This is a genomic window from Streptomyces albus subsp. albus (genome assembly GCF_000719865.1).
Taxonomy (GTDB): domain Bacteria; phylum Actinomycetota; class Actinomycetes; order Streptomycetales; family Streptomycetaceae; genus Streptomyces; species Streptomyces albus_E.
Genome location: NZ_JOID01000008.1, coordinates 180,445 through 192,886 on the forward strand (window position 1 = coordinate 180,445; position 12,442 = coordinate 192,886).

The window sequence follows — 12,442 nt, forward strand, 5'->3', positions numbered from 1 at the left end:
GTTGCGTCAGATGTCCAGGAATCTGACGTCCTTGGCATTGCGCTGGATGAAGGAGCGCCGCGCCTCGACGTCCTCGCCCATGAGCACCGAGAACAGGTCGTCCGCCTGGGCCGCGTCGTCCAGGGTGACCTGGCCCAGCACCCGGTGGTCGGTGTCCATGGTCGTGATGCGGAGCTCCTCGGCGTTCATCTCGCCCAGACCCTTGAAGCGCTGGACCGAGTCGTCCCGGATCCGCTTGCCGTTCTCCCGGCCGAGGGCGATGAGGGCGTCCCGCTCGCGGTCCGAGTAGGCGTACTCGAAGTCGTCCCGGCCCCACTTGATCTTGTAGAGGGGCGGGCGGGAGAGATAGACGTGACCGGCCTCGACCAGCGGGCGCATGAAGCGGAAGAGGAACGTCAGGAGCAGGGTGTTGATGTGCTGGCCGTCGACGTCGGCGTCCGCCATCAAGATGATCTTGTGGTAGCGGAGCTTGGAGATGTCGAAGTCCTCGTGCACCCCGGTGCCGAAGGCCGAGATCAGGGCCTGCACTTCCTGGTTCTGCAGGATCTTGTCGATCCGGGCCTTCTCGACGTTCAGGATCTTGCCGCGGATCGGGAGGATCGCCTGGTACTCCGGGTTCCGGCCGGACTTGGCCGAGCCGCCGGCGGAGTCACCCTCGACGATGAAGATCTCGCACTTGGTCGGGTCGTTGGACTGGCAGTCGCTCAGCTTGCCCGGCAGCGACGCGCTCTCCAGCAGGCCCTTGCGACGGGTCAGATCGCGCGCCTTGCGCGCCGCGACCCGGGCCGTGGCAGCCTGGATGCCCTTGCGGATGATGTCCGCGGCCTCGTTGGGATTGCGGTCCAGCCAGTCCATGAAGTGCTCGTGGACGATCTTCTGGACGAAGGTCTTCGCCTCGGTGTTGCCCAGCTTCGTCTTCGTCTGACCCTCGAACTGCGGCTCGCCCAGCTTGATCGAGATGATCGCCGTCAGGCCCTCGCGGATGTCCTCACCGGTGAGGTTGTCGTCCTTCTCACGGAGCAGCTTCTTCTCGCGCGCGTAGCGGTTGACCAGCCCCGTCAGCGCGGCCCGGAAGCCCTCCTCGTGGGTACCGCCCTCATGGGTGTGGATGGTGTTCGCGAAGCTGTAGACACCCTCGGTGTACTGGGCGTTCCACTGCATCGCGATCTCCACCGAGAGCATCCGCTCCTTGTCCTCGGCCTCGATGTCGATGACGGAGGGGTGGACCAGCTCCCCCTTGCGGGAGTTGAGGTACTTCACGAAGTCGACGATGCCGCCCTCGTAGTGGTACCGGACGGAGAGCGGCTTGCCCTCCTCGTCCACGTGGTCCGCGCGCTCGTCGGTCAGCGAGATGGCCAGGCCCTTGTTGAGGAAGGCCATCTCCTGGAAGCGCCGCGCCAGGGTCTCGAAGGAGTAGTCGGTGGTCTCGAAGATGTCCGGGTCGGCCCAGAAGGTGACCGTGGTGCCGGTGTCCTCCACCGGCTCGTTCTTCGCCAGCGGCGCCGTCGGCACACCCAGCTTGTAATCCTGCGTCCAGCGGTGGCCCTCGGTGCGCACCTCGACGGCGACGCGCGTCGACAGGGCGTTGACCACCGAGACGCCGACACCGTGCAGACCGCCGGAGACGGCGTAACCGCCGCCGCCGAACTTGCCGCCCGCGTGCAGCACGGTCATGACGACCTCGACAGCCGGCTTCCCCTCCGACGGCACGATGCCCACGGGGATGCCGCGGCCGTTGTCGGTCACCCGAACCCCGCCGTCGGCGAGGATCGTGACGTCGATGGAGTCCGCGTGCCCGGCCATGGCCTCGTCGACCGAGTTGTCGACGACCTCCTGCACGAGGTGGTGCAGGCCCCGCTCACCGGTCGAACCGATGTACATGCCGGGTCGCTTGCGCACCGCGTCCAGGCCTTCCAGGACCGTGATCGCGCTGGCGTCGTACGCGACCTCCTGGGCGGCCTCGATCACGGACGGCGGGCCGTCGCCGGAGGCGGTGGGGGAAGCGGTGTTGGTCTCGTTGGGGTTGCCGGAATCGGCCACGAAGCGCCCTTTCTGGCACAGCACATGCCATCTCCCGGCATCCAGGAGCGGCTGCGTCGTTCGACATGTTCCGCGAATCGGCGGTATGGCCACCAGTCTACCGGTAGCGCTGACATGAATGGGGGTTTGCCGGTGCCTGGATCGTTGTGTGCCGCCCTGAACCGGCCTCCGCCGACTCCCCATATGCGGGCCCGGGCTCCGAGCGGCCCACAGGGGCACTCAGCGCTTCGGGCTGTCAACCCCCGACCACGCAGCGGGACGCCTCCGGCGGCACATCCGTCACAGGGCCATCGCGGCGGCTCCGAGGCGGCTCGGCGACGGTCCCCGGAAGGCCTCCGGGCGGTGTCGCGGCGGCTCTCGCGGCCGTTCTTGCGGCCGTCCCGCGGCGGTCCCCCGGCGGTCCCGCGCCCCGCGGTCAGCCGTAGGTGTCGCCCGGGCCTCTGCTGCCCGGTGCGCGCAGTGGACCGTAGCCCTGCCGGGGCCCGCCTCCCGGCCCCAGGACCTTGATCAGCCGGACCGTCCCCCGGCCCAGGTCCCCATTGAGCCGGGCCACCAACTGGGGTGCCAGCAGACGAAGTTGAGTGGCCCACGCGGTCGAGTCGCAGCGCACCGTCAGCACCCGCGCCTCCTCGTCGTACCGCTCGGGCGCGCAGTGCTGCGCCACCTCCGGGCCGACCATCTGCGGCCAGCGGCCCATCACCCCGCCCACCGCCGCCGGAGCCTCCCAGCCGCGGTCGGTGATCAGGCGGTCGATGGCCGCGCCCAGTGGCAGCGGGTCCCGGCCGTCGGCACGCGCCCCCGAGCGCAGACCGCCGCGGCGGGCCTGCTTCTTCTGCTGGGCGGCCGCGCCCCGGGCCCGGGCCTGCTCCTTCGCGGCCCGCAGGGCGACGCGGGCCAGATCGACGCCGGAGGACGCCGGTTCCGCGGAGTGCTCCGGAGGCGTCCCGGCCGGCACCGGGCCTCGGGAGCCGGTTCCGGGACCGGAGGCAGAGGCGGAGGCGGACCCGGTGGCTCCGGTTCGCGGACCGGCCGCGGACGGCCCCGGCGCCCCGGTGCCGCCGCGCCGGCCCGTACCGCCCGTACCGCCCGGCCCCTCCGTACCGGGCAGCCGGCCCGTCACGGGGCCACCCGCTCGACCGTGCCGCCGGCCACCGCGTACCGGGCTCCCGCCAGCACACCCGGCACGTCCTCGGGCACCGCCGCCGTGACCAGCACCTGCTCCGCCGGGGCCACCAGTTCCGCGAGCCGGTCGCGGCGGCGGGCGTCCAGCTCCGCGAAGACGTCGTCGAGCACGAGCACCGGCTCACCGGCCCGCCGCCCGGCCCCGCCCTCCGGCGCGGACGGGATACCGGGCCCGGCAGGGCTCTCGGCGCGCAGCAGGTCGTACGAGGCCAGGCGCAGCGCGAGCGCGTACGACCAGGACTCGCCGTGGCTCGCGTATCCCTTCGCCGGGAACCGGCCGAGCTTGAGCACCAGATCGTCCCGGTGCGGCCCGACCAGCGTCACCCCGCGCTCGATCTCCTGCTTGCGGGCCTCCGAGAGCGCCGCCAGCAGCACGCCGTACAGCTCCTCGCGGTTGCCCGCCTCACCCAGCCGCTCGCCCGCCGACCCGCGGTACTCCAGCACGAGCGGACCGCCGCCGGGCGCCAGTTGCTCGTACGCCTTGTCGGCGAGCGGCTGCAGCGCGGCGATCAGATCCAGCCGCTGGGCCAGCAACTCCGCGCCGGCGCGCGCCAGATGCTGGTCCCAGACGTCCAGGGTGGACAGGTCCGCGCCGCGGCCGCCGTGGCGGCGGGCCATCGCGGCACTCTTGAGCAGGGTGTTCCGCTGCTTGAGCACCCGGTCGTAGTCGGACCGCACCCCCGCCATGCGCGGGGAGCGCGCGGTGATCAGCTCGTCCAGGAAACGCCGGCGCTCCCCGGGATCGCCCTTCACCAGGGCGAGGTCCTCCGGCGCGAACATCACGGTGCGGGTGATGCCGAGGACGTCACGCGGCCGCACCTGCGAGGAGCGGTTGATGCGGGCTCGGTTGGCCCGCCCCGGATTGAGCTCCAGCTCGACGAGCTGCTGCCGGTCCCCGCCGACCACGGCGGCCCGGATCACGGCCCGTTCGGCGCCCATCCGCACCAGCGGGGCGTCGGAGGAGACGCGGTGGCTGCCGAGGGTGGCGAGATAGCCGACGGCCTCCACCAGATTGGTCTTGCCCTGGCCGTTGGGGCCGACGAAGGCCGTGACGCCCGGGTCGAGGGGGACCTCGACCCGGACGTACGACCGGAAGTCGGCGAGCGACAGATGGGCTACGTGCATCGGGGCCGTCAGCCGCCCACCGGCGGTTCGACGTCCGCTCCCGGGGCGTCGGCGCCCTTCTCGTCCCCCGCGGAGGCCGTGACGGCGTGGCCGCCGAACTGGTTGCGCAGCGCGGCGATCATCTTCATGGCCGGGGAGTCGTCCTGGCGGGAGGAGAACCGGGCGAACAGCGATGCCGTGATCGCGGGGAGGGGCACCGCGTGGTCGAGTGCGGCCTCCACGGTCCAGCGGCCCTCGCCGGAGTCCTGGGCGTAGCCGCGCAGGGCGGTGAGGTGCTCGTCGTCGTCCAGGGCCCGGACGGCCAGGTCCAGCAGCCAGGAGCGGATGACCGTGCCCTCCTGCCAGCTGCGGAAGACCTCGCGCACGTCGGTGACCGAGTCGACGGCCTCCAGCAGCTCCCAGCCCTCGGCGAAGGCCTGCATCATGGCGTACTCGATGCCGTTGTGGACCATCTTGGCGAAGTGCCCGGCGCCGACCTTGCCCGCGTGGACGGAGCCGAACTCGCCCTCGGGCTTGAGGGCGTCGAAGACCGGCTGGACCTTGGCCACGTCCGCGGCGTCACCGCCGTACATGATCGCGTAGCCGTTCTCCAGGCCCCAGACACCGCCGGAGACGCCGCAGTCGACGAAGCCGATGCCCTTGGCGGCGAGCTCCCGGGCGTGCTTCTCGTCGTCTGTCCAGCGGGAGTTGCCGCCGTCGACCACCACGTCCCCGGGGGAGAGCAGTTCGCCGAGGGCGTCGATGGTCGACTGGGTCGCCGCACCGGCCGGGACCATGATCCAGACGACGCGGGGACCCGTGAGCCGGCCCACCAGCTCCTCCAGGCTGTGGACATCGGCGAGATCCGGATTGTGGTCGAATCCGATGACGGTGTGGCCTGCGCGGCGGATGCGCTCGCGCATGTTGCCGCCCATCTTGCCGAGACCGACGAGACCGAGCTCCATCAGTGACCCTCTTCGACGTAGTCGTTGCGATTGGTACCCGGCCGAGCCTACGCCCGGGCACCCGCCGCTCACCTGTGGGCTTCCGGTGCTCAGACGCACGTCGGAGGGGGCGGCGGGGACAAAACGCCGGGCCCGGCGCGGTGGCCCGCGGGGGCGCCGGCTCCGGCCGGGTACCCGCCGCTCAGCCGCTCAGTCGCACCGGCATGATCAGGTACTTGTAGGCGTCGTCCGCTTCCGCGTCCACGGCGGGCCTGCCGCTCAGCAGGGCGGGCTTCGTGGAGGTGGTGAAGGACAGCTGGGCCACCGGGGAGTCGATGGCGCTCAGGCCCTCCAGGAGGAAGCCCGGGTTGAAGGCGATGGAGATGTCGTCCCCGTCCAGCTGGGCGTCGACCCTTTCCACAGCCTGTGCGTCGTCGCTGGACCCCGCCTCCAGGATCAGGACGCCCTGCTCGAAGCTGAGACGCACCGGGGTGTTCCGCTCCGCGACCAGCGCCACCCGCTTCACCGCGTCCACGAACGGAGCGGTCTCGATCACGGCGACGGAGTTGAACTCGGTCGGGAAGAGCGTGCGGTACTTCGGCAGATCGCCCTCGAGAAGGCGGGTGGTGGTGCGGCGGCCGGCCCCCTCGAAGCCGATCAGGCCCTCGCCCTTGCCGGAGCCCGCCAGCGCGATGCTCACGGTGTCACCGCTGGTGAGCGACTTGGCCGTGTCGAGCAGCGTCTTGGCGGGCACCAGGGCGACGGCGGAGAGGTCGGGGACCTCCGGCTTCCACAGGAACTCGCGGACCGCGAAGCGGTAGCGGTCGGTGGCGGCCAGCGTGACCGTGTCGCCCTCGATCTCGATCCGGACGCCGGTGAGTACCGGGAGGGTGTCGTCCCGGCCGGCGGCGATGGCGACCTGAGCGGCGGCCGCGGCGAAGACCTCGCCGGGGACCGTGCCGGTCGCGGAGGGCATGTCGGGCAGCGCCGGGTACTCCTCCACAGGGAGGGTGTGGAGGGTGAAGCGGGAGGAGCCGCAGACCACGGTCACCCGCACACCGTCCGTGGAGATCTCCACGGGGCGGTTCGGCAGGGCGCGGCAGATGTCGGCGAGCAGCCGGCCGGACACCAGGACCGTGCCGCCCTCCTCGACGTCCGCCTCCACCGAGACCCGGGCCGAGACCTCGTAGTCGAAGCCCGACAGGCTCAGGGAACCGTCCTCGGCCTTCAGCAGCAGGCCCGCGAGGACGGGCACCGGCGGACGGGCCGGGAGGCTGCGGGCCGCCCAGGCCACCGCCTCCGCGAGTACATCGCGCTCCACCCGGATCTTCACCGTAAGCCGCCTCCTGCTGTTGCTGGCTCGCCCTGCTGGCCTTCGTCGTCGGCTGTGTGCCGCCGGACCAGTCTGACGCACACCACGGACAGTCGGTGCGCTCCGGGGTCAAGTCGGGCCGGGAGGCGTGGCGCGGCCCGAGGGCGAGTTGTGCACAGGCCCCACTTCGAAACGGATTTCCCCCTGTAACTACGTGGTCGTAGTAGTAGGGCCTGTGGATACCGTGGATAACCCGCTTCTCGCAGCTCAGAGGCTGTTTTTTGTCCACTGGCCCTGTGGGCGGGACCGGTGGACAACTCACCGGTCCTGTGGACGCGGAAGAGTTGTGCACACGCCGTACACAGGGAAGGGCGGGTTCTCCCCAGCGGCGTCCCCAGTTTTACCCAGGTTCTGCACAGCCCAATCCGGCGCGTTGATGTGATGCAGTTCACTCTTGGTGGTGAAGAGGGGTGTTGTGTTGCCGAACAGTGGACAACGGTGTGGAAAGGCTGTGCACAACAGGCCCTTGCCTGTGGGCGGACGGTGGACAACCGGACCGCGGCGCCCGGGCCGGGCCGTTCCTCCACAGTCTGTGGAGACTGGATAACCACAAGCCCACAGGCCGTTGACCTCCCGGTGCGTCTCCCAGCGAGGGCTGCCTGTGGACAGAATCTGGACAACTTCCCTCTCCCCAGGGTGTGGACGGCTCATTTGCCCGTCCGTTGTGGAGAACTGCCCTGTCACGGCTGGTATTCGAACAGCGCAGGGGCGCGCAGAGCACGGTCACCGGCCGCGCGCGCGGCGCACGCGCGGCCCGTGGGCGACGGAAAGGGGCGCGGAACGCGGAAGGCGTTCCCCGGGAGCACGGCTCCGGGGAACGCCTCTCGTACCGCCGCGGCGGCGCCGGCCGCGCGCCGCGTCAGCTGTTCTTGATGCGGTTGGTGAGTTCCGTCACCTGGTTGTAGATCGAGCGCCGCTCGGCCATCAGCGCCCGGATCTTCCGGTCCGCGTGCATCACGGTGGTGTGGTCGCGTCCGCCGAACTGGGCGCCGATCTTGGGCAGGGAGAGATCCGTCAGCTCCCGGCAGAGGTACATGGCGATCTGGCGGGCGGTCACCAGCACCCGGCTCCGGGACGAGCCGCAGAGATCCTCCACGGTCAGCCCGAAGTAGGCGGCCGTCTCGGCCATGATGGCCGAGGCCGTGATCTCCGGTGCCGCGTCCTCGCCCCCCGGGATCAGGTCCTTGAGGACGATCTCCGTCAGGCCGAGGTCGACGGGCTGCCGGTTGAGGCTGGCGAAGGCGGTGACCCGGATCAGCGCGCCCTCCAGCTCCCGGATGTTGCGGGAGATGCGCGAGGCGATGAACTCCAGCACCTCCGGCGGGGCGTTGAGCTGCTCCTGGACCGCCTTCTTCCTCAGGATCGCGATCCGCGTCTCCAGCTCCGGCGGCTGCACATCGGTGATCAGGCCCCACTCGAAGCGGTTGCGGAGCCGGTCCTCCAGCGTGACCAGCTGCTTGGGCGGCCGGTCCGAGGAGAGGACGATCTGCTTGTTGGCGTTGTGCAGGGTGTTGAAGGTGTGGAAGAACTCCTCCTGGGTCGACTCCTTGCTCGCCAGGAACTGGATGTCGTCGACCAGCAGGATATCCATGTCGCGGTAGCGCTTCCGGAACGCGTCCGCCTTGCCGTCGCGGATGGAATTGATGAACTCGTTGGTGAACTCCTCGGAGCTCACGTACCGCACCCGGGTCCCCGGGTAGAGGCTCCGCGCGTAGTGCCCGATGGCGTGCAGCAGATGCGTCTTGCCGAGCCCCGACTCCCCATAGATGAACAGCGGGTTGTACGCCTTGGCCGGCGCCTCCGCGACGGCCACCGCGGCGGCGTGCGCGAAGCGGTTGGAGGCACCGATGACGAAGGTGTCGAAGAGGTACTTCGGATTCAGCCGTGCGGTCGGCTCACCCGGGCCGGTCGCGGGCGCGGGCTGCGCGGCCAGCGGGCCGGGCGCACCGCTCGGCGCGGGAAGCCCGGCCGGGCCGCCGGGGACGCCGTGGCTCCGGCCGGCCGGCGGCTCGGGGAGTTCGCGGTGCTGGGAACCGTACGGCGGGCGGTCGGGGCTGCCGGACCGGTAGTCGCCCTGCTGTGGCACGGGGCGCTGGGGATCCTCGTAGCGCTGCGGCTCGTCGTAGTGCGGGCCGTCCTCGTAGCGGTGCGGGCGGCCCTGCTGCTGTTCCCCGTGCGGGGAGGCGTAGGGGTCGCGTTCCGGGAAGCCGCCGGGCCGCGGCGGGCGCCAGCCGTACTCGTCGCGCGGACGGGGCCAGGCGCCGGGCTCCGGGCGGCCCCGCTGGTAGTCCGGGTAAGCGGGACGGGCTGTGGGCAGGCCGTCGGCCGGACGGCCGTAGCCGCCCTCGTATCCGCCGTCGTAGTCGTAGGTGTCCCGCTGCGGATCCGGGTGCTGCGGCTCGTCGTAGTGCTGGGGTTCCTCGTAGCGCTGGGTCTGCTGCGGTACCGGGTTCTGCGCCGGAGCCTGCGGGGCCGACCCGGGCTCGGCCGCGCTGACGGTCACAGCCAGGCGGACCGTCTGGTTGCACTCGCGGCTGAGGGCTTCACTGATCACCGGGGACAGCCGGCCCTCGAGTACACCCTTGGCGTATTCATTGGGGACCGCGAGCACCGCCGTGCCGGCGATCAGGACGAGCGGCTGGCAGTCCTTCAGCCAGCGGCGGTCCTTCGCCTCGATGCCCTGGGCGCCGTCGCCGAGAAGCTGATCGAGGACGCGTGGCCACACCGCGGCAAGATCAGCAGGTACGTCAGCCACAAGGCACGCTCTCTCACTCACTGGGTGGGTGGCGCCGACGGATCCCACGCATGTGTGGTTCTCGGGGCGGGAGGGAAGAATCCGGAGTTCCGCCACGGTAGTCAGGCCGACGCGCGGGGTTCAAGTCGTTGTCCACAGGGTGTGTACAAATGTGCCATGCTCGGCCGGTCCGCCCTTCCGCGGTCTCTGACGCGGGGGCGCGGCGCGGTCGCGGCGGCGGGACCCGGATACCCGGCGCCTGCCCGGCACGGGCCCGGTTTGACCGGGTGACGTGGCCGCGCGTACCGTGAGCAGGTCGAGTTGTCGATGGCTGCTGCCGCCTGCCTCCGATGGGCGAAGATCGCTTGAGTGTCGATCATGCGGTGCACTCGGGCGTATGCGAGCTACTCGTGGGCGCACGGTGACAGCCAGATGACGTCACGCAAAACCCGAGTCCTAGTGGAGCCCCCGAGTGAGCAAGCGCACTTTCCAGCCGAACAACCGCCGCCGCGCGAAGACCCACGGCTTCCGGCTGCGTATGCGGACCCGCGCCGGCCGCGCGATCCTCGCGACCCGCCGTGCCAAGGGCCGCGCCCGCCTGTCGGCCTGAGCAGCCAGACCTCAAGGTCCATGTCGTGCTGCCTACCGAGAATCGGCTGAGGCGGCGCGAGGACTTCGCCACTGCGGTACGCCGAGGGCGCCGGGCCGGCCGCCCGCTCCTCGTCGTGCACCTGCGCAACGGCTCAACCGACCCGCACGCGCCTGGGGAGAACACTCCCCCGGTGCGTGCGGGTTTCGTTGTCAGCAAGGCCGTTGGCAATGCCGTGACCAGGAATCTGGTGAAGCGGCGGCTGCGGCACCTGATGCGGGAGCGGTTGTCCGCACTGCCCGCCGGTAGCCTGGTGGTCGTAAGGGCACTGCCCGGGGCGGGAACGGCCGGTCACGACGAGCTCACCCGCGATCTCGACACCGCGCTGAGGCGGCTGCTGGGTGGGGCCGTCCATGGCAAGGCCGAGGAGAAGGCGGAGCGATGAAGTATCCGCTGCTCTGGTTGATCAAGCTCTATCAGTGGACCATCAGCCCTTTGCTGGGTCCGGTCTGCAAGTACTACCCGTCGTGTTCACACTATGGCTACGGAGCCATCCGGGTGCACGGCGCGGTGAAAGGGACGGCACTGACCGCCTGGCGCATTCTGCGCTGCAATCCGTGGTCGCCCGGCGGCGTCGACCACGTCCCTCCCCGGAAGCATCCGGTCTGGCACCAGCGGCTGCGGAACAGGTGGAGTGCCCACTCCGCCGGTGCGGCCGAGGGACAGCCCGAGACTCAGCCCAACGCCCAAGGAGCCTGATTCATGGACACGATCCTCGGTCCTCTCTATATCGCCGTCTCCTGGATCATCGTCCAGTTCCACTCGCTGTACAGCCTTGTCTTCGACGAGAACAGCGGCTGGGCCTGGGGTCTGTCCATCGTGTCGCTGGTGGTGCTGATCCGTATCGCTCTGATCCCGCTCTTCGTGAAGCAGATCAAGGCGACGCGGAACATGCAGGTGCTCCAGCCGAAAATGAAGGCGATCCAGGAGCGCTACAAGAACGACAAGCAGCGCCAGTCCGAAGAGATGATGAAGCTCTACAAGGAGACGGGCACCAACCCGCTCTCGAGCTGTCTTCCGATTCTGGCGCAGTCGCCCTTCTTCCTCGCGCTCTACCAGGTCCTCAACAAGATCGCGAACAACGAAGCGGTCGGCGTCATGGGCAAGGACCTGGTCGGCAGCGCCCGTAACGCACACATCTTCGGCGCCCCGATCGCGTCCAAGTTCATGGACAGCGCGAGCAAGGTCGAGAGCCTCGGCGCCACGCTCGCCGACGTTCGTGTGGTCACCGTCATCATGATCGTTCTGATGTCGGCCTCGCAGTTCTACACGCAGCGCCAGCTGATGACGAAGAACGTCGACCTGACGGTCAAGACGCCCTTCATGCAGCAGCAGAAGATGCTGATGTACATCTTCCCGATCATGTTCGCCGTCTTCGGTATCAACTTCCCGGTCGGTGTCCTGGTCTACTGGCTCACCACGAACGTCTGGACCATGGGCCAGCAGATGTACGTGATCCAGCGGAACCCGACCCCCGGCAGCATCGCCTTCCAGCAGCGTCAGGAGAAGCTGCGGGCCAAGGGCAAGCTCAAGGAGGACCCGGCGCAGGTCGAGGCCCAGCGGGCGGTCGAGGAGGCGCGAGCCAAGCGGCAGCAGCCGAAGCGCCAGCCCAAGGCGAAGCGCCAGGCGGCCACCGCCCAGGGCCCCGCCAAGACCGGCACGGGCAAGCAGCCGGCGGGCGGTGAGAAGACCCAGGAAAAGCCCTCGCTGGAGAAGAAGCCCGCGCAGGGCGACCAGCAGAAGCAGTCCGGGGGCGCGTCCGCCTCCCGCACCACCAAGTCCGGACAGCGCAAGGGCCGGCAGCGGCCCAAGCACCCGACCAAGAAGTGAGGAGCCACCCAGTGACGGAGGGCACCACCGCCACCGACGGCGCCGACACCCTTACCCGCCTGGAGCAGGAGGGTGACATCGCGGCCGACTACCTCGAGGGCCTGCTGGACATCGCCGACCTGGACGGCGATATCGACATGGACGTCGAGGGCGACCGGGCAGCGGTGTCGATCATCAGCGACTCGACCAGCCGTGATCTGCAGAAGCTGGTCGGCCGTGACGGCGAGGTGCTGGAGGCGCTTCAGGAGCTCACGCGCCTCGCCGTGCACCGTGAGACCGGCGACCGCAGCCGGCTGATGCTGGACATCGCCGGGTTCCGCGCCCGTAAGCGCGAGGAACTCGCGGACCTGGGTGCGCGGGCCGCGGAGGAGGCGAAGGGCAGTGGGGAGCCGGTGAAGCTGAAGCCGATGACCCCGTTCGAGCGCAAGGTCGTCCACGACGCGGTGGCCGCCGCCGGCCTCCGCAGCGAGTCGGAGGGCGAGGAACCCGAGCGCTGCGTCGTCGTTCTTCCGGTCTGACCACGCGCGGATGTGTCACCCGGCCCCGCCTGTTCGCAGGCGGGGCCGTACTTTGTGAGCCTTGCAAGC

General features: G+C 70.1%; 11 protein-coding genes. 5 read left to right on the forward strand and 6 right to left on the reverse strand.

The window, feature by feature from the left end; all coding sequences use genetic code 11:
• Nucleotides 1–6: 6 nt before the first annotated feature.
• The 6 genes from gyrB to dnaA form a co-directional block, all read right to left on the reverse strand.
• Entirely contained in the window at nucleotides 7–2,064 is a 2,058-nt protein-coding gene (gene gyrB / locus IF83_RS0109645) for a DNA topoisomerase (ATP-hydrolyzing) subunit B (RefSeq protein WP_030543671.1), read from the reverse strand.
• Between the two features lie 391 nt (nucleotides 2,065–2,455).
• Nucleotides 2,456–2,995 (reverse strand): DciA family protein, encoded by a 540-nt coding sequence (locus IF83_RS0109650; protein WP_030543672.1) that lies wholly within the window; start codon nucleotides 2,993–2,995, stop codon nucleotides 2,456–2,458.
• Between the two features lie 161 nt (nucleotides 2,996–3,156).
• Nucleotides 3,157–4,347 (reverse strand): DNA replication/repair protein RecF, encoded by a 1,191-nt coding sequence (gene recF, locus IF83_RS0109655; protein WP_030543673.1) that lies wholly within the window; start codon nucleotides 4,345–4,347, stop codon nucleotides 3,157–3,159.
• An 8-nt stretch (nucleotides 4,348–4,355) separates the two neighbouring features.
• Nucleotides 4,356–5,291, reverse strand: a complete 936-nt coding sequence (gnd, locus tag IF83_RS0109660) for a phosphogluconate dehydrogenase (NAD(+)-dependent, decarboxylating) (protein WP_030543674.1) — start codon at nucleotides 5,289–5,291, stop codon at nucleotides 4,356–4,358.
• 181 nt (nucleotides 5,292–5,472) lie between these two features.
• Entirely contained in the window at nucleotides 5,473–6,603 is a 1,131-nt protein-coding gene (gene dnaN, locus IF83_RS0109665) for a DNA polymerase III subunit beta (protein WP_030543675.1), read from the reverse strand.
• An 898-nt stretch (nucleotides 6,604–7,501) separates the two neighbouring features.
• Nucleotides 7,502–9,397 carry a chromosomal replication initiator protein DnaA gene (gene dnaA / locus IF83_RS0109670; protein WP_030543676.1) on the reverse strand — a complete coding sequence of 632 codons (1,896 nt, stop codon included), beginning with the start codon at nucleotides 9,395–9,397 and terminating at the stop codon, nucleotides 7,502–7,504.
• Between the two features lie 451 nt (nucleotides 9,398–9,848).
• Here dnaA and rpmH point away from each other — a divergent pair, with 451 nt between their 5' ends.
• The 5 genes from rpmH to IF83_RS0109695 are packed head-to-tail and all read left to right on the forward strand — an operon-like array spanning nucleotide 9,849 to nucleotide 12,373.
• Nucleotides 9,849–9,986, forward strand: a complete 138-nt coding sequence (gene rpmH, locus IF83_RS0109675) for a 50S ribosomal protein L34 (RefSeq protein ID WP_030543677.1) — start codon at nucleotides 9,849–9,851, stop codon at nucleotides 9,984–9,986.
• 25 nt (nucleotides 9,987–10,011) lie between these two features.
• Nucleotides 10,012–10,410, forward strand: a complete 399-nt coding sequence (gene rnpA, locus IF83_RS0109680; RefSeq protein ID WP_051722622.1) for a ribonuclease P protein component — start codon at nucleotides 10,012–10,014, stop codon at nucleotides 10,408–10,410.
• Nucleotides 10,407–10,724 carry a membrane protein insertion efficiency factor YidD gene (gene yidD, locus IF83_RS0109685; protein WP_030543679.1) on the forward strand — a complete coding sequence of 106 codons (318 nt, stop codon included), beginning with the start codon at nucleotides 10,407–10,409 and terminating at the stop codon, nucleotides 10,722–10,724. Before rnpA ends, yidD begins: the two co-directional genes overlap by 4 nt.
• Before the next feature lie 3 nt (nucleotides 10,725–10,727).
• On the forward strand, nucleotides 10,728–11,855 hold the full coding sequence (yidC, locus tag IF83_RS0109690) for a membrane protein insertase YidC (protein WP_030543680.1): 1,128 nt from the start codon (nucleotides 10,728–10,730) through the stop codon (nucleotides 11,853–11,855).
• An 11-nt stretch (nucleotides 11,856–11,866) separates the two neighbouring features.
• Nucleotides 11,867–12,373, forward strand: a complete 507-nt coding sequence (locus tag IF83_RS0109695; RefSeq protein ID WP_030543681.1) for a Jag family protein — start codon at nucleotides 11,867–11,869, stop codon at nucleotides 12,371–12,373.
• Nucleotides 12,374–12,442 lie beyond the last annotated feature (69 nt).

Bases quoted from the DNA above. Each gene is read 5' to 3' on its own strand.
- recF (WP_030543673.1), bottom strand. From the start codon at position 4,347: ATGCACGTAGCCCATCTGTCGCTCGCCGACTTCCGGTCGTACGTCCGG.
- yidD (WP_030543679.1), top strand. From the start codon at position 10,407: ATGAAGTATCCGCTGCTCTGGTTGATCAAGCTCTATCAGTGGACCATC.
- yidC (WP_030543680.1), top strand. From the start codon at position 10,728: ATGGACACGATCCTCGGTCCTCTCTATATCGCCGTCTCCTGGATCATC.
- gnd (WP_030543674.1), bottom strand. From the start codon at position 5,291: ATGGAGCTCGGTCTCGTCGGTCTCGGCAAGATGGGCGGCAACATGCGC.